The 17020-nt window shown below is 69.4% G+C and carries 21 protein-coding genes, 6 tRNA genes and 3 pseudogenes; 12 read left to right on the forward strand and 18 right to left on the reverse strand.

All coding sequences use genetic code 11. From position 1 onward, the window contains the following. Positions 1–147: 147 nt before the first annotated feature. Positions 148–435: pseudogene (locus tag AB0M56_RS17315) on the reverse strand (CotH kinase family protein); the annotation flags it as partial. Beyond that, the gene (locus tag AB0M56_RS17320) at positions 357–713 is read right to left on the reverse strand and encodes a hypothetical protein (RefSeq protein WP_364176717.1); all 357 of its coding nucleotides are present in this window, start codon (positions 711–713) and stop codon (positions 357–359) included. The gene AB0M56_RS17320 and the pseudogene AB0M56_RS17315, both read right to left, overlap by 79 nt. Before the next feature lie 81 nt (positions 714–794). On the opposite strand from AB0M56_RS17320, the gene AB0M56_RS17325 reads away from it, so the two are divergent. The 3 genes from AB0M56_RS17325 (at position 795) to AB0M56_RS17335 (ending at position 3554) form a co-directional block, all read left to right on the forward strand. Next, positions 795–2072, forward strand: coding sequence for a hypothetical protein (locus AB0M56_RS17325; protein ID WP_364176719.1), 1278 nt, complete (start codon positions 795–797; stop codon positions 2070–2072). A 79-nt stretch (positions 2073–2151) separates the two neighbouring features. Continuing rightward, positions 2152–2658, forward strand: coding sequence for a DUF1269 domain-containing protein (locus AB0M56_RS17330; RefSeq protein ID WP_364176722.1), 507 nt, complete (start codon positions 2152–2154; stop codon positions 2656–2658). A 179-nt stretch (positions 2659–2837) separates the two neighbouring features. Further along, on the forward strand, positions 2838–3554 hold the full coding sequence (locus AB0M56_RS17335; RefSeq protein ID WP_364176725.1) for an SDR family NAD(P)-dependent oxidoreductase: 717 nt from the start codon (positions 2838–2840) through the stop codon (positions 3552–3554). Positions 3555–3721: 167 nt separating this feature from the next. On the opposite strand, the gene AB0M56_RS17340 is transcribed toward AB0M56_RS17335, so the two are convergent. Both AB0M56_RS17340 and AB0M56_RS17345 read right to left on the reverse strand, forming a co-directional pair. Further along, positions 3722–4135: an SgcJ/EcaC family oxidoreductase gene (locus tag AB0M56_RS17340; protein ID WP_364176728.1), complete on the reverse strand. Its 414-nt coding sequence runs from the start codon at positions 4133–4135 to the stop codon at positions 3722–3724. A gap of 430 nt (positions 4136–4565) precedes the next feature. Continuing rightward, entirely contained in the window at positions 4566–4784 is a 219-nt protein-coding gene (locus AB0M56_RS17345) for a hypothetical protein (protein ID WP_364176731.1), read from the reverse strand. A gap of 327 nt (positions 4785–5111) precedes the next feature. Between AB0M56_RS17345 and AB0M56_RS17350 the strand changes: the two genes are divergently transcribed. Then, the gene (locus AB0M56_RS17350) at positions 5112–5321 is read left to right on the forward strand and encodes a hypothetical protein (RefSeq protein WP_364176733.1); all 210 of its coding nucleotides are present in this window, start codon (positions 5112–5114) and stop codon (positions 5319–5321) included. Then, on the forward strand, positions 5318–5479 hold the full coding sequence (locus tag AB0M56_RS17355) for a hypothetical protein (protein ID WP_364176735.1): 162 nt from the start codon (positions 5318–5320) through the stop codon (positions 5477–5479). Before AB0M56_RS17350 ends, AB0M56_RS17355 begins: the two co-directional genes overlap by 4 nt. Here the strand turns inward: AB0M56_RS17355 and AB0M56_RS17360 are convergent. After that, positions 5450–5626, reverse strand: a pseudogene (locus AB0M56_RS17360) (cupin); the annotation flags it as partial. The gene AB0M56_RS17355 and the pseudogene AB0M56_RS17360 overlap by 30 nt on opposite strands. Positions 5627–5763: 137 nt before the next feature. Here AB0M56_RS17360 and AB0M56_RS17365 point away from each other — a divergent pair. Both AB0M56_RS17365 and AB0M56_RS17370 read left to right on the forward strand, forming a co-directional pair. Beyond that, positions 5764–6267 (forward strand): hypothetical protein, encoded by a 504-nt coding sequence (locus AB0M56_RS17365; protein ID WP_364176738.1) that lies wholly within the window; start codon positions 5764–5766, stop codon positions 6265–6267. A gap of 91 nt (positions 6268–6358) precedes the next feature. After that, the gene (locus AB0M56_RS17370; protein ID WP_364177066.1) at positions 6359–6730 is read left to right on the forward strand and encodes a flavin reductase family protein; all 372 of its coding nucleotides are present in this window, start codon (positions 6359–6361) and stop codon (positions 6728–6730) included. Between the two features lie 231 nt (positions 6731–6961). Here the strand turns inward: AB0M56_RS17370 and AB0M56_RS17375 are convergent, their stop codons facing one another. From AB0M56_RS17375 to AB0M56_RS17395, 5 genes are all read right to left on the reverse strand, one after another. After that, on the reverse strand, positions 6962–7732 hold the full coding sequence (locus tag AB0M56_RS17375; RefSeq protein ID WP_364176740.1) for a GntR family transcriptional regulator: 771 nt from the start codon (positions 7730–7732) through the stop codon (positions 6962–6964). 145 nt (positions 7733–7877) lie between these two features. Beyond that, the gene (locus AB0M56_RS17380; protein ID WP_364176743.1) at positions 7878–8930 is read right to left on the reverse strand and encodes an amidohydrolase family protein; all 1053 of its coding nucleotides are present in this window, start codon (positions 8928–8930) and stop codon (positions 7878–7880) included. Further along, positions 8927–9748 (reverse strand): ABC transporter ATP-binding protein, encoded by an 822-nt coding sequence (locus tag AB0M56_RS17385; protein WP_364176745.1) that lies wholly within the window; start codon positions 9746–9748, stop codon positions 8927–8929. Before AB0M56_RS17385 ends, AB0M56_RS17380 begins: the two co-directional genes overlap by 4 nt. A 14-nt stretch (positions 9749–9762) precedes the next feature. Next, entirely contained in the window at positions 9763–10743 is a 981-nt protein-coding gene (locus tag AB0M56_RS17390; RefSeq protein ID WP_364176748.1) for an ABC transporter substrate-binding protein, read from the reverse strand. 31 nt (positions 10744–10774) lie between these two features. Then, the gene (locus tag AB0M56_RS17395) at positions 10775–11620 is read right to left on the reverse strand and encodes an ABC transporter permease (protein ID WP_364176751.1); all 846 of its coding nucleotides are present in this window, start codon (positions 11618–11620) and stop codon (positions 10775–10777) included. Between the two features lie 300 nt (positions 11621–11920). On the opposite strand from AB0M56_RS17395, the gene AB0M56_RS17400 reads away from it, so the two are divergent. Next, complete coding sequence (locus tag AB0M56_RS17400; RefSeq protein WP_364176753.1) at positions 11921–12811, forward strand: MarR family winged helix-turn-helix transcriptional regulator; 891 nt, start codon at positions 11921–11923, stop codon at positions 12809–12811. A 58-nt stretch (positions 12812–12869) separates the two neighbouring features. On the opposite strand, the pseudogene AB0M56_RS17405 reads toward AB0M56_RS17400, so the two are convergent. The 8 genes and pseudogenes from AB0M56_RS17405 to AB0M56_RS17440 form a co-directional block, all read right to left on the reverse strand. Next, a pseudogene (locus tag AB0M56_RS17405) lies at positions 12870–13227 on the reverse strand (phenylacetic acid degradation bifunctional protein PaaZ); the annotation flags it as partial. A gap of 242 nt (positions 13228–13469) precedes the next feature. Then, on the reverse strand, positions 13470–13682 hold the full coding sequence (locus AB0M56_RS17410) for a hypothetical protein (RefSeq protein WP_364176756.1): 213 nt from the start codon (positions 13680–13682) through the stop codon (positions 13470–13472). A gap of 660 nt (positions 13683–14342) precedes the next feature. Further along, a tRNA-Asn gene (locus tag AB0M56_RS17415) sits at positions 14343–14415 on the reverse strand. 5 nt (positions 14416–14420) lie between these two features. After that, positions 14421–14494, reverse strand: a tRNA-Lys gene (locus AB0M56_RS17420). A gap of 23 nt (positions 14495–14517) precedes the next feature. Beyond that, a tRNA-Lys gene (locus tag AB0M56_RS17425) sits at positions 14518–14589 on the reverse strand. Between the two features lie 172 nt (positions 14590–14761). After that, a tRNA-Thr gene (locus tag AB0M56_RS17430) sits at positions 14762–14833 on the reverse strand. Between the two features lie 14 nt (positions 14834–14847). Further along, a tRNA-Gly gene (locus tag AB0M56_RS17435) sits at positions 14848–14920 on the reverse strand. Positions 14921–14999: 79 nt separating this feature from the next. Continuing rightward, a tRNA-Trp gene (locus AB0M56_RS17440) sits at positions 15000–15072 on the reverse strand. 115 nt (positions 15073–15187) lie between these two features. Between AB0M56_RS17440 and AB0M56_RS17445 the strand changes: the two genes are divergently transcribed. From AB0M56_RS17445 to AB0M56_RS17460, 4 genes are all read left to right on the forward strand, one after another. Next, complete coding sequence (locus tag AB0M56_RS17445) at positions 15188–15616, forward strand: NAD(P)H-dependent oxidoreductase (protein WP_364177068.1); 429 nt, start codon at positions 15188–15190, stop codon at positions 15614–15616. Then, a complete protein-coding gene (locus tag AB0M56_RS17450) occupies positions 15583–15768 on the forward strand; it encodes a hypothetical protein (protein WP_364176758.1) in 186 nt (61 codons plus the stop codon). The genes AB0M56_RS17445 and AB0M56_RS17450 overlap by 34 nt, the downstream gene beginning before the upstream one ends. Then, the gene (locus tag AB0M56_RS17455) at positions 15765–16286 is read left to right on the forward strand and encodes a flavin reductase family protein (RefSeq protein ID WP_364176760.1); all 522 of its coding nucleotides are present in this window, start codon (positions 15765–15767) and stop codon (positions 16284–16286) included. The genes AB0M56_RS17450 and AB0M56_RS17455 overlap by 4 nt, the downstream gene beginning before the upstream one ends. Before the next feature lie 66 nt (positions 16287–16352). Next, a complete protein-coding gene (locus AB0M56_RS17460) occupies positions 16353–17018 on the forward strand; it encodes a 3,4-dihydroxy-2-butanone-4-phosphate synthase (protein WP_364176763.1) in 666 nt (221 codons plus the stop codon). The last annotated feature ends 2 nt before the right edge of the window (positions 17019–17020 follow it).

Here is a 17020-nt window from a genome sequence, read left to right on the forward strand (position 1 = left end):
CCCGTGGGCGGCGAGGTGGTCGATGGCCAGGCGCAGGTCGGCTTTGGTGTCGAACTCCGAAAGGTCCTCCACGCCGATGAAGTCGAACCGCGCGTCGGTGAAGTCGTCCTTGTGTTCCAGCTCGTAGAGATTCCCTTTCATGTTCCCGAAATTACGCTCGATATAGCGGGGCATGATCGGTTCTGCGTTCACGAAGACGCCGGGGCCGAGGGCGCCGGTGCCCTGGCCGACGAGGGTGCCGTTCACGCGGACGCGTGCGAAATTGCAGCGGGAATGCGGCAGCCCGGCGAGCTCGAACAGCTTGTAGTCGAGCGGCTGCCGCACGAAAGCGGAATCCTGCACGGAGTTGTTGAGTGTCAGGTACCTGGACCCGATGAGGTCGTGATCAAGGGCTTGTTGGCGTCGCGGAACTTCCCGAAGTCGATGTGCAGGCACGGTTTGTCGTTGCTGAACGAACCGCAGAACGACTTCTTCTTGACACCGACGTCGGGGAATGACGTCCGGGCAGGGAACTTCGTGCCGGATAGTTCGACCGAGGTGGCCTTTCGCCAGGTGAAGCGGCTGCCGCCGGTCCAGTCGAAGTTGCAGCGCCCGCCCGCCGGCTCTTCGGTGCGCACGGCGTCCCACTCGGCTTGGGGCATCACGATGTCGATCGTGAGGACATTGTCGATCTCGTAGAGGGAATCCAGTGCCTGCTGTTCCTGTGCGCTCATCGTCCCACTCCGCGATCGGTCCAGTGTAAGGCTGGAAAAGCGTCTCTGTACTGCGCTGTTCGCCGCTCCTACGATTGGGGTATGGCAGCGGTCGACGATCTCGTGGAGCTGGTCCAGCGCGCGGCGGCGGCCGAGAAGAACGCGATGGCCGCGAAGTGGAAAGACGAGGACGACGTGCGCCGCATGATCGGCAAGGCGCACGCGGCCTCGGCCGAGCAGCGGCGGGAGATGCGCCGCGACGTCGATCCCGCGCGGCTGTCGCCGGAATGGGCGCGGCTGCGGCAGAACCACGTCGACGCCGAGCCGCCCGAAGACCCCGCGGAGGGCGTGGCGCACCAGACCGTGACACACGAGGACGCGGCGCAGGCGGAGCGCGACGGGGTGGCCGCGGTCGCGATCGCGCGGATGGCGTTGACCGACGCGGCGCGGGCCGTGCTGGAGGCGCGGCTGGCGCGCATCAGGGCGGGGGAGGACGAGCCGGGCGCGGTGACCGTCGACGGGCACGTGCCGCTGCACGGCACCAACGCCGTGAGCCGCCACGGTCCGGCGCTCGCGCACGGGCTCGCCGGAGAGATCAGGTACGTGCTCACGCGCAAGCCGCGCAAATCCGTCAAGGCGCTGGGGGTCGCGTTCGGCCTGGGCCTGCTGTACCTGGGGTACCTGCGGCTGTTCCGGTGGGACGAGGACCAGAAATGGCTGCCGTACCTGGGGTTGTGGACGATCTCATATGTGATGGGCGGCGCCGTCTGCGTCAACGCGATGAGTTTCGACGCCATGCGCGTGCGGGCGGCGCTGGACACCGGGGCGCGCCTGTGGCACGTGCTGGTGATCAAGAACCTGGCCCTGGCGTGCATCGTCGCGCCGATCGGCTTCGCACTCAGCGCCCTGCTGGCCTGGCGCGCCGGGGAGTTCGGGGCGTTCGCGCGCGCGTGCACGCTGGTGGTGTGTTTCATCCTGCTGTGGCTCGGCGTGGGCAACGTACTTTCGATCGCCCTGCCGAACCGCGACGAACCCCTGTTGAAACGGCGCAAAACGGGCACGCTCAAGCAGTTCCTGATCGCGCTCGGCGTGGCGTCCGTGGTCGGGTACCTCGTCAACTTCATGCTGGTCTGGCGCGTGCTCGCCGCGCGGGCGCTGACGGAGCGGCTGGGCGCGGTCCTGCTGCCGGCGATCGCGATCGTGCTGAGCTGCGTCGCGATGTGGGTGCTGCTGACCGTCTTCGCGATCGCGCTGGCGCAGCAGCCCGCGGTGCGCCGGCGGCTGCAACGCGAGACCGCCGACTACAACGCGAACGCCGAAGCCGAGGCCTACGCCGCCGAAGAACGGGAGGCGAAACCGGTTTCGCCGGCGCCCTCGTGACACCACCCGGCGCGGGTGAGGTGCCGGGCCGCCGGGTGACGGCATGCTCGCGCCCGAGACGCTCGGGAGGAGACCGGTCATGGCCTCGAACAAGGACGCGCCCGTCGACCTGTACATCGCCGCCTACTCGGACCCCGACGCGGCCAGTGGAGACTGGGCCGCGCTCAAGCAGCTGGCCCACGAGGACGTGATCAAGGTCAAGGGCTTGATCCTCGTCAGCCGTCGCGCCGACGGCAAGATCCACGTCGACGACGACTTCCACACCACCCGCAAGGGCGCCACGTGGGGCGCCGTCGGCGGCGCGGTCGTCGGCCTGATCTTCCCGCCAACCCTGCTCGCCGGCGCACTGGTCGGCGCCGGGCTCGGCGGTGGCGTCGGCGGGCTGCTGTCGCACTCGGAGAAGAAGGCGATCAAGGCCGAGGTGGAGGACACGCTGCCACCGGACAGCTCGGGCATCGTCGCGCTCTTCGAGGAGCGCTGGGTCATCGAGGTCGACAAGGCCCTGCTGCACGCCGCGAAGGTCACGAAGGAGACGGTCGACGGCGAAAGCGCCGAGCAGGTGACGGCGGCGGCCAGTCAGGGCTGACGAGGCGTCGACACGGGCCGGCCACCCGGACTGGATCCGGGTCGCCGGCCGGCTGCTGCGCTCCTTCTGCGGTAAGAGTTTCCGCCTTGGTGGTGGGTGGTTTTATCTTCTGGCAGCGCCTGCGAGGGCGGCGTAGTCCTGGTTGTAGACAACCGGTCTACTAACTGAGGACGGAAATGATGAGCAGCATCAGCGCGCAGAAGGTGGCCGTGGTCACCGGCGCGTCGCAGGGGTTCGGCGCGGGGATCGTGGCGGGGTACCGCAAGCTGGGTTACGCGGTGGTCGCCACGGCGCGCTCGGTCGAGGAGTCCGGTGACGCCGGCGTGGTGTCGGTGGCGGGTGACATCACCGACCCTGAGACGTCGGACCGGGTGGTGGCCGCGGCGATGGAGCGGTTCGGGCGGATCGACACCCTGATCAACAACGCGGGTGTGTTCGCGGCGAAGCCGTTCACCGAGTTCACCGCCTCGGATTTCCAGTGGCTGGTGTCGGTGAACCTGGCCGGCTGGTTCAATATCACCAGCAAGGTGCTGCCGCACATGCTCGAGCAGGGTAGCGGGCACATCGTGCAGATCACGACCAGTTTCGTGGACCACCCGGTGTCGGTGGTGCCGGCGCCGGTGTCGATGCTGACCAAGGGCGGCCTGCAGGCGGCGACGAAGTCCCTGGCGGTGGAGTACGCCGGGCGCGGGATCCGCGTCAACGCGGTCGCCCCGGGATTTCACAAGACCGCGCTGAACCCGCCCGAGACCTACGCCGAGCGTGCCGGCCTGCACCCGCTGGGCCGCATGGGCGAAGTCGGCGACATCGTCGAAGGCGTGCTGTACCTGGAAAACGCCGCGTTCGTCACCGGCGAGATCCTCAACGTCAACGGCGGCCAGAGCGCCGGCCACTGACCGACCCCGCCACCGCGTCCGCGGACACCCACCGTCCGCGGCCCCGGGGCAGCGCCGTCCACCTCGGACGGAAATCCACAAGGGACTGATCCGATGCATCGGAACCGGACGTATTTTCGAGAAACCACAGCGGCCCCGGTGTCTTTCGACGTCGGGGTCGCTGGATGTCAGACGGAAGTCGCGACGGTCATTCCACAGAGCCCGGACACGTGGTAGTGGCTGATCAACCAGTCGTTTTCGGCCTGCTGGAGCAGAATCACGGTCAAGTGAAATCGAAGCTCGGTGCCGTCCGGGCGGGTGAACACCGGATCGACATAGGCGGAAAGCACGTCCTGGACGAGGGGCCGGATTTCCCTGATCTCGTAACGAACCGTCAATCCGACGGGCTGTTCCGCGTAGTACTCCTCGACACCTTTCCGGCCGAGGGAATAGCCGGGGTGCGCACCCTGGAACAGGGCGTCTTCGGTGAAGCAGGCCGCGACCCGGCCGGGCCGGTGCGAGTCGACGCCGTCCTTCCAGGCGTCGAGAACTCGGGTGATGACCGCTTGGTAGTCCATCTTGACCTCGGCAGATTCGCTCAAGTAGCAGACCGGTTGTCCACCTTCAGGAATACTCCGACGGCGGCGTCATTGCCAGGAGCTAAAACCACTCACCAACTAGGCGCATACTCCGACGGCGAATTCGTCGCCCGCGGAAGCGTTGCCGACGTGTGCAAGGACGCGGGTGTGGTGAAAGGCAGCTTCTACTACTTCTTCGAATTCAAAGAGGCCCTCGCGCTCGCCGTCGTCGAACAGCAGTGGGCCGGCCCGCGCAGCTGCGGCACGGTCCCGGGTTGTCTCTTCTGCAATCTTACGTTGGAGCTGAGCAACCAGACCGAACCGATTCGGGTCGGTCAGGCGCGAGGTGCTGCGCCCTCGGCGTACCGACGGTGTTCCCGTTGGTGCTGTGCGATATCCGGGTCACCCGGCTCTGGCCCGCCGGGCCCCGCGACATCGGCCGTTGTCGGCGCCGTCAGCGGCGCCTGAGCTGCGGCTTCACCAGGCCTGCCACCGCGAAGACGATCAGCGCCGCCCCCGCGACCGACACGATGATCTCCAGCACGGGGACCCGCGTGTCGTCCGTGGCGAGCGTGAGGATGCTGGAGCCGAGCAGCAAAACCCCGGCGACCATGGTGAGCCAGCAGAGCGCGGCGGTGCGCGGGATGACGTGCCAGTGGGTGTTCCCGGCCATCGAGCCTCCTTGGTCGATCGTGCCAGGACAATGCCCGGAAACCGCGCTGGTCAAACCGGCCTGGCATGGCTCGGCGGTGAGCGGAAGCTTGACCGAGCGGTTCGGATCGCGGCCGCCGCCGGGGTCCGAGGCAGGCTCCTCGCGCGGTGATTTTGCGTTTTCCTGATGAGGATCGGCGGCTGCCGGTCCTTGTGGATGGTTTCATGGCGTGAGCCTCGTTGCCCGACGGCGTCAGGAATGATCGCGACGCCGACGCGGCGATGGAACCCCACGCCTGACGGAGAGTCCGCTCATGAATGACAAAGCCACCGACCGTGGAGCCCGGCCGTGCGGGTGATCGCGCTCTGGTGCGGCCTCGCGGTGGTCGCCTCCGTGGTCGGCCTCGTCGATTCGTTCACGTCCGGAGCGCCGCACCTGCCGCGGCAAGTGTTGTTCACGGCCTTCGCCGGGATCTTCGTGGTGGTCGGGATCGCCGTCGCAAAGATCGCCCTCAACCGTCCGCAGGTGGTCGGCCGCCCTGGCCGAAGCTTCCGGTGACGACCCGCCACGGCGACTTCCGGGTCAGCACCGCCGAGTATCTCTACGCACGAGCCGAGAACGAGCGACTGGGCGCCGCGATCTCGCTCGCGCTCAACACAGTGGCGGGCACCGGGGCGTTCACGCGGTCAGTGTGGTTCTCCGACGCGGACCTGTGACCAGTCGAGCTCATCCAGGTTCACGACGATCGCCTCCTGGATTGTCCGGGCGATCACCACGACGGCTTCGTTCTCGGGATCCGGGTTCTCCTCCCGATGCGGCACAAACGGCGGCACGAAGACGTAGTCACCCGGCCCGGTCTCGATGGGCCGTTCCACGGGCTCGTCCCCGGCTGGCCGCCGACGCCTACCGCGTCCGGGTCGTCGACGCTGCGGACCTGAACCTGGCCCGCTTCGCCGACCAACTCACCGCGGCGACGGCCGACCTCGCCGACCGCCCGCTGGTGCTGGCCGGCGCGGACTCCGGCGCCGTGGCCCTGGCGGCGCTGGCCGGATCGGGCGCCGGCACGGAACCGTGGTGGCCCGATGCGCTCGTCCTCGCCGGCCTGCCCGGCCCGGCGGGGGTGACCGGTGGCTGGGACGACGAGCTCGACGTCCGCATGAGCTGCCCGGCCCACCGCGGGGTGCTCTCGGCCCAGTCGATCGACGAGCGCGGCGCCTTGGCCACCCCCGTGCCCGAAGCGCTGCTGCGCGCCGCCTACCGGTCGGCCCCTCCGCTGCCCCAACTCGTGCTCATCGGCGACGAAGACCCGCTCGCCGACCGCGAAACCCTGGCCCGCACGGTGAAATCCGCACCGCGCGCCCGCCTGTCCGTCGTCCGCGGCGCCCACCACGACGTGCTCAACGACCGGCAGCACCGCTCCGTGGCCGCCGAAGTCGTGAGCTTCCTCGAAACCCTCGGCAACGAACTGGTGCCCGTGATCTCGGTCGAGTCCAGTGCCTGGTGAGCCCGCGCTCGACCCCGCCCTGCTGCGCGCCGCGTTCGGCGCCTTCCCGACCGGCGTGGTGGCGATCGCCGCGTCGGTCGGCGGCCGCCCGGTGGGACTCGCGGCGAGCTCCTTCACCTCGGTCTCGCTCGAGCCTCCGCTGGTCTCCTTCTCGGTCGCCACCGCGTCTCGACGTGGCCCGCCCTGCGGCGCGCGCCCCACCTGGGCGTCACCGTCCTCGCCGGCCACCACGGCACCGTCGCGCGCCAGCTCGCCGGCCCCGCCGGCAGCCGCTTCACGGGCCGCCCCTCACCACCACCGCCCACGGCGCCCTCACCATCGACGACGGCGTCGCCTGGTTCGACACCACCATCGAACGCGCGCTCGAGGCCGGCGACCACACCCTCGTCCTGCTGCGGCGGCTCACGCCGGGGACGCCGCACCGCTGGTGTTCCACCGAAGCTGTTTCCGGCAAGCGATGTGAACGCCGACCGCGCGTCTTTCGCTGGGATGCCAAGGCGTCGAGCGGCACCGGGGATCGTTCGGATGTGGTGGAACACCGCCAACGGAGATATCCACGCCGAGTACTACGACCCGGGCAACACCACGCAGGGCGGCGGTGGTCGTATCGCGCAGTTCTGCACCGGCAATATGTGATTGGAGTCGGTTGCCGTATGCGTTTGCCGTGGAGCGCCCAGCCGTGGAAGCGGCCGCCTCACTGGTCCAGATACGTCCTGATCACCGAAAACCGCAGGTAGTCGTCGTTGACGTGCACCACCGTGACCGCCACCGGGAGCTCGTCGGCCCGGATGTGGGTGTGGCGCAGGCGAAGGACGGGGCGGGTGCGGGGGAGGCCGAGGGCCGTGGCGATCGCGGCGGGCGGGAGCACGGGGCGGATCTCGGCGACCGAGTAGCAGACGGGCGTGCCGGTGTCGGTTTCGACGAACTCGAAGGTGGAGCGGCGCGGGTCGCTGTCTTCGGGGTGTTCGCCGAGCAAGGTGGCGGGGACGTGGTCGACGCTGTGGACCGCGGGTTTGCCGTCGGCGTCGAAGACGCGTTCGATGCGCAGCGCGCGCTCGCCGGCGGGGAGTTCCAGGGAAGTGGCGAGCTCGTCGTCGAGGGCGATGAGGTGCTGGTCGAGCGTGCGGACGGCGGGTTGGTAGCCGGCCTCGGTGAGCAGGTCGACGAAGGGGCTGGCCTCGGCGAGGTTGGCGGCGAGGCCGATCGTGTGGCGGTTGATGAAGGTGCCGCTGCCGTGCAGGCGACGGATGCGGCCTTCCTTCTGCAGCGACTGCAGCACCGAGCGCAGCGTCGCGCGGCTGACCCCGAGCGCGGTGCTGAGCTCTTCCTCCGACGGCAGGCGGTAGCGGCCCTCGGCGGCGTAGCGCGTGATGGCCTCACGCATCCGCTCCTTGGCCTGCCGGTAGGAGTCCGCGGCGACCGTCTGGATCGAGACGGGTGTCAGCTCCGGCTCACGCATGACCATCGGTTGTCCTCCCCGGGGCGGCCTCACGGCCCGTTGTACGGCAACGCTGCCGACACGCACAGTCGATCGGCACCCTCCGAGCGTAATGACCTCGCGCCGGGTCCTGAACCCACCCTGGGCCAGGCAGACGGGTGATCACGAGCTGTCACGAGTCGCGCCACCGAGGTTCCCACGCCTCAAGCTGCTCCAGCGTCTCCTGCTCGCTCCAGTCGGTCAGCCCGGCGAAGCGCGCCCAGTTCCCGCCCACCATGTTCGCCACGTCCAGGCGCGAGATCGGCGCGCCGGGGTCGGCGACGTCGTTGACGAGGGTGAGCTTCGGCAGCAGGACGGCCGGTTTGCCGCCGCCGGGGTAGTCGGTGCCCCAGCAGATCCGCGACAGCGGGCAGCCCAGCTGCCGCGCGCGCAGGAGGAACTCGTAGAGCTGGCGCTGCGTGGACTTCGTGGCGAACATGCTGATGTCGAGGTAGGTGTTGTCGTGGCGGGCCACCATGGCGAGGCACTCGTCGACCCAGGGGAACCCGGCGTGGCACACCAGCAAGGGCAGGTCGGGGAAGTGCCGGGCGACCTCGTCGAGCGCGCCGGGCCGGCCGTAGTCGAGCACGGTGTCCTTGGCCGAGGACGTCCCCATGTGGACCATCACGCCGATGCCGAGCTCGACCGCGCGTTCGTAGATCGGGAAGGCGAGGTCGCGGTCGGCGGGGGCGTAGTGGTCGTACATGGGGTAGAGCTTCAGCCCTTGCAGGCCCAGCTCGCCGACGGCGCGGGTCAGCTCGTCGCGGGCCCACTCGACGCCGCGGAACTTCGGGTTCACGGCGCTCATGCCGATGAGCTCGGGGTGGCGCCGGGTGAGCGAGGCGATGTAGTCGTTGCTCTTGGCCACTTCCAGCGGACCGTCCACATCGGTCACGCGGCCGAGGTCGATGGTCCCGCGTTCACCGTAGGCGGTGTAGGTCGAGGGCGCGACGGCCAGCACGGTCGCGCGGTCCACGCCCGCGCTCACATGGTCGTCGACGAGCGTGCCCGGGTCGATCGGGTCCAGGTCGCCTTCCAGACCGACCCAGTCCTCGTCGGTGGCCGGCCGGTAGGCGGGCAGCCGTCCCGCCCGCCGGTGCCCGGGCGCGCGCATCTCGCGCACGAACCGGTCGTGACCGGGTGGCAGTGCGGTGGCCAGCACGTGGTTGTGGCAGTCGATGATCACTCGTCGAACTCCTCGGCCAGGCTTCGCCAGATCGCCCGCTGCAGGCGCTGGAACTCGGGTTCGAACCGGACTTCCTGGAAGTGCCGCGGCCGGTCCAGGGAGATGCGGAACTCCTCCTTGATCGTGCCGGGACCGCGGCTCATCACGAGCACGCGGTCGGCCATCGCCACGGCCTCCTCGACGTCGTGGGTCACGAAGACCACGCTCTTGCCGAGGTTCTCCCAGATCGAGAGGAATTCGCCGCCGAGGCGGATCCGCATCTGCGCGTCCAGCGGCCCGAACGGTTCGTCCATCAGGTAGACGTCCGGGTCGTACGCCAGCGCGCGGGCGATGCCGACGCGCTTACGCATGCCGCCGGAGAGCTGGTTGGGGTAACTCTGCTCGAACGACGTGAGCCCGACCAGCTCGACCAGCCGGCGCACCTCCGCGCGTTGCTCTTCGGCGGAGACTCCCTTCAACGCCAACGGGAAGCGGATGTTGTCCGCGACGGTGCGCCAGGGGAACAGCGCGTCGGACTGGAAAACCAGGCCCACGCCTTCCGGCACGCCTTCGGGCACCGGTGCGCCGTCGAGCCGGATCTCGCCCGTGGTGGTGGGCAGCAGGCCCGCGATCAGCTTGAGCAGTGTGGACTTCCCGCAGCCGCTGGGCCCGACCAGCGCCACGAACTCACCGGGCGCGAGGTCGAGGGTCACGTCGTCGAGCGCGACGAACCGGCCCTTCGAAGTGCGGTAGCTGAGCCCGACCTCGCGCAGGCTGAGCTTCGGAGTCGACTTGGCGGGCCCGGCCGAGGGCGCCAGGGCCTCGGGTTTCGCGGTCATCGTGGTCCTCCCGGCTACTTCGCGGGCAGCAGGCTGTAGTCGAAGATGTCCTGAGTGGACGGGACCGGGTTGGTGAGGAACCCGGTGCGCACCAACAGATCCGTCGAGGACTTCACGACCGCGTCCTGGGCCTTGAGGCCGTCGGGCACACTCTTGATGGCCTCGGTGACGATCGTCTTGAGGTCGGCGTCGCTGATCTTGTAGCCCTGCTTCTTCATCCAGGTCGCCGCCTGGTCCGGGTTGGCCTTGGCCTGCGCGGACGCCTCGTCCATCGCGGCGAGGAAGGTCTTCATGAGGTCCTGGTGCCCGGAAACCCAGTCCTGGTCGGCCATCGCCACGATGTCGACGTAGTGGTAGTCCGGCTCCTGCCACAGGACCTTGAACTTTCCGGTCCGCAGCAGCTGCAGCGTGTCGGGCTGGCTCGTCATCCCGGCCACGACCTGGCCGCCGTTGAGCTCGGCCTGCATCGTCGCGCCGGCCCCGCCGCTGACGACGGTCAGATCCTTCTTCGGGTTCAGCCCGGCGTCCAGCGCCGCCTTCTGCATTTCCGTGTCCGACAGCGTGCCCGGCGCGGTCACGGCCACCTTCTTGCCGGCGAGGTCCTTGACCGAGGCGATGTCGTTGCGGGCGACCATGAGGTAGGAGAAGCGGTCGTTGGCCACGGCGTAGGCGCGCATCTTCACGCCCTTCTTCTGCGCCAGCACGACGTGCCCGATGTCGCCCATGAACACGTCGGCGCTGCCGCCGATGAGCGCGTTGGTGGCCGTGGAGCCGCTGGTGACGCACATCGGCTCGATGGTGATGCCCTTCTGAGCCGCGATCCCGCTGTTCTGCGCGAGCTCGGCGGCGATGGGTGCCAGGCCGCTGCAGAACAGCTCGACCCGGATCGTCTTGGTGTCGCCGCCGCTGCCGGCCGACGAACTGCCGCACGCGGTGGCGGTCGCGGCCAGTGCGAGCGCGGCCACGGTGGCCGTGATGCGGGAGAGGGTGGTCATCGGTGTGTCCTCATCTGTCTCGGAGGGGACCTCAGCGGGTGGCGCGGTGACGCAGGACCCGTCGCTCGACGAGCGCGACGAGCTGTTCGGCGAGCATGGCGATCACGGTGATGATCACCAGACCCGCGAAGACTCCGGTGGTGTCGAGCACGTTGGCGGCGTACCCCATGTAGTAGCCCAGGCCTTGGCTCGCGCCGACGAGCTCGGCGATCACCGCGCCGATCAGCGCCAGCGCGATCGACAGCCGCAGGCTGGTCAGGATCCAGGGCGCGATCGAGGGGAGGATGGCCCAGCGCAGCCGGGCGCTCCACGGCGCGCGGAAGCTGCGCGTCATCTCCAGCAGGTCCGGCTCGATGCCGCGCATGCCCTGGTAGGTGTTGTAGAAGGCGACGAACACGACCATGGTCACGACCATGAAGATCTTCGACTCCAGGCCGATCCCGAACCACACGATGAACAGCGGCGCGAGCGCCACGCGCGGCAGGCTGTAGAGCGCCATGATGTACGGGTAGAACCAGCGTCCGACGGTTTTCGACGGCGCGATCAGCACACCCAGCGCCACGCCGATGACCATGCCGATCGCCAGCCCGGCAAAGGTCTCCGCCAGCGTGGTCCCCAGGTCCGGCCACAGCGTGCCCCCGGTGACCAGCTCGACGATGCGCTGCACGATCAGCCACGGACTGCTCACCGTGAACGACCCGAACACCTGACCGGCCAGCTGCCACAGCACGATGATCAGCACGCCGACGCCCCACTGCCCGCCGCGGACCACCCACCGGTGGCGCCGGTCTGCCCGCCGGTCGAGGTCGTCCTGGGAGTCCACCGGTCCGTCACGCTCGGTTCGGTCGGCCGGGCCGTCGACACGGTTCGCCACCATCCGCTGCCTCCTCAGACGTCAGACGTCTGACGGACCATAAGAGCTGGTCCGGGCGGGCACAAGGGTTCTCAGGGGATGGGACCAGGGCTTGCTTTTGTTCGGTTGTGTGCTGGTGAGGGTGGTTGTCCGATGTGGACATTCAGAGTCGCGGCCGCCGGGTGTAACCCGAGGCCCTGATCCCCTTGCTTCGGGCCAGGGCCGCGACCCTGCTGGTCGGCTCGGGGCTGGAGTACCTCGGCGCCGGCCTGCACCGGCGGTGAGAACTTGCGTCCCGCGGAATTCTCTGACTATGGTCAGAGAATGGAGGAGCAGGTCGGAGCGGTCCGGCGGTTCAACCGCGTCGTCACGCAGCGGGTGGGGGCGCTGGAGGACGCGTACTTGTCGCGCGAGCGTTCGCTCGGGCTTTCGCGGCTGTTGTGGGAGATCGGGCCGGACGGGTCGGAAATCCGGGTCTTGCGCGGGCGCCTGGGGCTGGACTCCGGTTACGTGAGCCGCCAGCTTCGGCTGCTGGAGTCGCAGGGACTGGTGACCACGAATCCCGGTGACCACGACGGGCGGGTGCGCACCGTGAAGCTCACCGCCGCCGGCCTCGCCGAGCGCGACCTGCTCGACCACGCGTCGGACGAGCTGGCCGGGTCGATGCTGGAACCGCTGACCGTCGCGCAGCGAGAACGCCTGGTGAGCGCGATGGCCGACGTCGAGAAGCTGGTCACGGCATCGCTCGTCCGCATCGAGATCACCGACCCGCGCGGCCCCGACGCCCGGTACTGCCTCCGGTCCTACTTCGACGAGCTCGGCCACCGCTTCGATGCGGGCTTCGACCCCGCGAAGAGCATCTCGGCCGGCGACGACGAGATGACGCTGCCCTCGGGCCTGCTGCTCGTCGCGGCCCTGCCGAACTCCCCGGTGGGCTGCGGCGCCCTGAAACTCCACGCCGACACCGGGATCGCCGAGATCAAACGCATGTGGGTCTCGCCGACGGTCCGGGGGCTGGGTCTGGGCCGGCGACTGCTCGATTCCCTGGCGCAGCAGGCATCCTCGCGGGGCATGCACACGTTGCGGCTGGAGACGAACAAAGCGCTCGTCGAAGCCCGGCGCCTCTACGAAACCGCGGGGTTCGTCGAAGTCGACGCGTTCAACGACGAGTCCTATGCCCACCACTGGTTCGAACGAGAACTCCGACAGGACTGACCGCGCCGCAACGTTTCGGTGACGGCGGCCGGATTTCAGGCGTCGAACGTGGCCAGCAGAGTTCTTCGCCGCCGGCGCGGCCCGGGCCGCCGTGGACGGTGTGGAGTAAGGGACAACCGTGTCCGGTGGACTCTTCCGCGTTCGTCTTGTTCAGCACCAGCAGCCGGCCGTGCCAGGGGGCGGCGCCCAGCACGACCTCGCGGGCGAACACGGGGTCGTCGCTGACGATCGAGCCCGCGAGGCTGCCGGTCCCGCGCGCGGCGAGCGCGACCGCCGGCTCGGCTCCCTCGTAGGGGCATGAGCCTGCTGACCGGACCGAAGGCTTCGACTTCGTGCGGCGCCGATTCGGCTGTGCCGTCGCACCACAGCAGTAGTGGGGAGACGAACGCGCCGCGGATCGGGTCGGCGTCGACGAGGTTTTGTAGAACGTTACGCCGGGACGGGGTGCAGGTTCGACGACGGCCGCCGCCGAAACGTCGACAAAGCGGCAAAGCTGGGTGTGGTAGCGCAACGCCGTCCGACCACCGGTGTAGAGCGGAAGACGCCTTCGCGTGCGTTGGTCATGGCAGTGTGGAGGACGTGCAGCGCGTCCTTGCCGCTGTGGGGTGAGCAGTGCTGAGATTCCGGCGCGTCGGTCCCGACCCGTGGTCACTGCTGCTTACGAGTTGCTCGGCCCTTCGTGCCACTTCAGGGACGCGCCGGTGATCGACGCGGCGCCGGGAGCGATCCGGACGGCGTAGGCCGCGGCGTTCGGGTCGGTGAGGAGAGAGACGTCGAGGGACTCCTGGGGCAGCACCATCACGCCGGTCGTGAAGGTTCCGGCGTCGTCGACGGTTCCGATGACCATGGGCACGTCGCTGAGGTTGGTCACGGAGAGGCCCTGGCCGGTGTAGCGCACAATCGGTGCCCAGGCGTCGCGGAACCGCCGTGACTGAGCTGCCGTGGAAGATCATCGTGCCGAGGTCGGGTGCGCCTCGGCGTTTGCCGGCGAGGGGAAGGGATCCCCTCGCCTTGCGCGCGGTGGCGTTGGCCCATTTGGATGCGGTGTGGAACAACGACATGGTCGCCTCCGTCCGAAGACCGCGTAGCCGAGTCCCGGCCCAGCTTGCGCCGGAACGAACACGGTCGCTGGTCAGCAGCGTACTCCCGGAAGGCCGGTTCGCGGCCGGACTCGTACCGGCCGCGCCGGGGCCGCGACGCGGGGGTTCTCCGGCATCGGCCGTGGTCGTCCCGGCGGGGGTCGAACCCGGGGCCTCCCCGGTGTGAGCGGGGCGTTCTTCCGCTGCGCTACGGGACGTTGCCATCGGGAGCCAGTGGCGGCGGTGTGTGCGTGCCGGAGGTCGAACCCGGGGCTGCCCGGCGTCGGCGGGGTGCTCTTTCGCTGAGCCACGCGCGCGGGGCCGGGTGGATTGTGCGGAGTGGAAGACGTGGGTGTCGAACCCACTGCGGCGATCTTGCAAGGATCGTCTGCGCTCCGGCGCGTCTCCCGGCGGTCGTGCCCGGGTCCACAGGGGACGCCGGGCGCGGCGAGCTCCCCCGCCAGGACTCGAACCTGGTACCTCCCGAGTAACGGTCGGGTGCGCAGCCTGTTGCGCCTCAGGGGAAAGAGTGGGCCGCCAGGGAGTCGAACCCTGAACCCGCCGAGTAAAAGTCGGCTGCTCTGCGCGGTTGAGCTAGCGGCCCTCGCGCCGGGGACGGCGCGAAAGTGGATCGCCGGGGAGTCGAACCCCGAACCCGCCGAGTAAGAGTCGGCTGCTCTGCCGTTGAGCCAGCGATCCGGAAAGCGAGGGACACCCGCGCGATCGCGAGGCTGATCCCTCTGCGCGGCAACGGGTGTCGCTCGAGTCGAGATGCCAGGGGTCGAACCTGGTCCGGCGCTTCATCGCCGGCGCTGCACAGACCGCTGTGCTCCACCTCGGGTGCGGGCGGAGGCCGCGCTCCGCCGTCACGAGCCTCTTCCGGGACTCGAACCCGGTCCTTCCGTTTACGAGACGGGTGCTCTGCCTGGTGAGCTGAAGAGGCGAACTACTGCTGCGAGCGGCCGGAGGGCATCGAACCCTCTGCTTCGGTTTGGAAGACCGACGTGTCCGCCGAGTTCACCACGACCGCGCGACGCCGCGAGTCCGTGGCGTGAAAAAATCCACTGTGAAAATGTCAAGGAACACGCCACCGGAAAGGCGGCGTGAAGCACCGGTGGAAGGAGTCGAACCTTCGGCGAACGGTTTTGGAGACCGCCGCGCTCTCTCCGGAAGCTCACCGGTAAATCGACAGCGCGAAACAGAGAAAGCCGCCCGGATCGGTTTCCCGATGGGCGGCTCCCTCGACCTGATGACGTGTCACCTCGGAGGTGGGGAGCCGTCGGTAATGCCGTTGACAGTGCAGCCGAAGGGTTTCCGGCCCGACGAGTGCACGGCGACGATCGCGGCGGCCGGATTCCGGCGCTGCGTCCCTCGCTTCCGCGTGTTCGTCATGACCTGTCCCTTCGTTCGCTGGTGTGCACCCATCATCTGCGGCGCGTCCGCGGACGTCAAACTTGTTTTTCCTGAACCGCCGGCCGGGGACCATTCCGCCGAAATCTTCGCGTGGCCTTCGGAGGTGATGTCGGTGTTGACCGAGCGCGTTGCCGGCAGTGATCTCGTGGTGATCGCGAGCCCGACCTACAAGGCCACCTACACCGGGTTGGTCAAGGCCTTCCTGGACCGCTACGCGGCGGGCGCGCTGGCCGGGGTGACGGCGATCCCCGTGATGACCGGGGGGAGCCCCGCCCCTCGATGGGCGTCGACAGCCACCTCGCGCCGCTGCTGACCGAGCTCGGCGCCGTGGTTCCGGGAGCCGGGTGGTACTTCGAGACCTCGTCGATGGACGCGCTGGACGCTCTCGCCGACGAGGCGGCCGCGCGCTACGCCCGCACGATCGGGCAGCTCGCCCGCCTGGCCGAGGGGGTGCGGATCCCGTGACGCGACAGTTGACGAGCGTCGGTGATTCCCGCGCGTATCGCGACGCCGTGGGGCGTTACGCCTCCGGTGTCGTGGTGGTCGGTGCGACCGCGGACGACGGGCAGCGTCTCGGGTTCACGTGCCAGTCGTTCCACAGCGTTTCCCTTGACCCGCCGCTGATCCTGATCGGCGTCGCCCTGACCTCGAGCACCTATCCGCTGATCCGCGACGTCGGCCGGTTCGCCGTGTCCGTGCTGGGCCACGGCCACCGGGAGGTCGCCTCCGCGTTCGCCCGCAAGGGCGTCGACCGGTGGAGCGGGGTCGCGCACACCGAAACCGCGACCGGAAACCCCGTCCTCGCCGGGAGCCTCGTGTGGCTCGACTGCGACATCGACGCCGAGCACGAGGCGGGTGACCATCACCTCGTCCTCGGCCGGGTGCTGGAGATGAGCTCGCCGGACGCGCAGGACGGCGCCGAGCCGCTGCTGTTCGACCGCGGTGGTTTCCACCGCATCGCCTCGAAGCCCGCCGCCGGCTGAGCGACCCGGGTCCGGCGGCGGAGAGGGCCGACTCTCCATCGCCGGAGCCCACGAAGGAAGACGACGATGACACAGCAGCTTTCCTCAGCAGGCAGCCGGTTCGACACGGTGAGCGCCGAGCGGGCCGCGGCTGCGATCGCGGCCGGCCGGCCGGTGGTGGTGGCGGGCACGCACGGCGACCTCGTGTTCGCCGCTCAGGACGCCACGCCGCACCTGGTATCGGTGTCCGTGCGCTACACCGACGGGTTCGTCTGCGTCGCCCTGCCGGACGAGGAGTGCGACCGCCTCGGGCTCCCACTGATGCACCCGGGGGTGCCCTCGTGCGGAGGAGAAGCCTTCGCCGTCACGGTCGACGCCCGCGCCGGCGGGACGACCGGCATCTCCGCGGCCGACCGGGCTCGCACCATCCGGCTACTGGCCGATCCCGTGGCCACGCCGGCCGACTTCACCCGGCCCCGCCATGTCGTGCCCATCCGGACGGCCCGCGAAAACACCCAGCACCGCGCCGGGCGCGGCGAGGCCGCCCTCGCCCTGGTGCGGCTCGCGGGCAAGCGGGAAGCCGCGGTGCTCAGCGGCATCGTGTCGCAACGGGAGGCGGGCGACCTGGCCGGACCGGAGGAACTGGCGTCGTTTGCCGCCGAGCACGGCCTGCTCGTCGTGTCGGCCGCCGACGTGCTGGCCCCCAGCCTGGGGGCTCACACCGCGTGCCCCCACTGCGGGCACGCGGTGTGACT

This window comes from Amycolatopsis sp. NPDC051372 (genome assembly GCF_040682095.1).
Taxonomy (GTDB): domain Bacteria; phylum Actinomycetota; class Actinomycetes; order Mycobacteriales; family Pseudonocardiaceae; genus Amycolatopsis.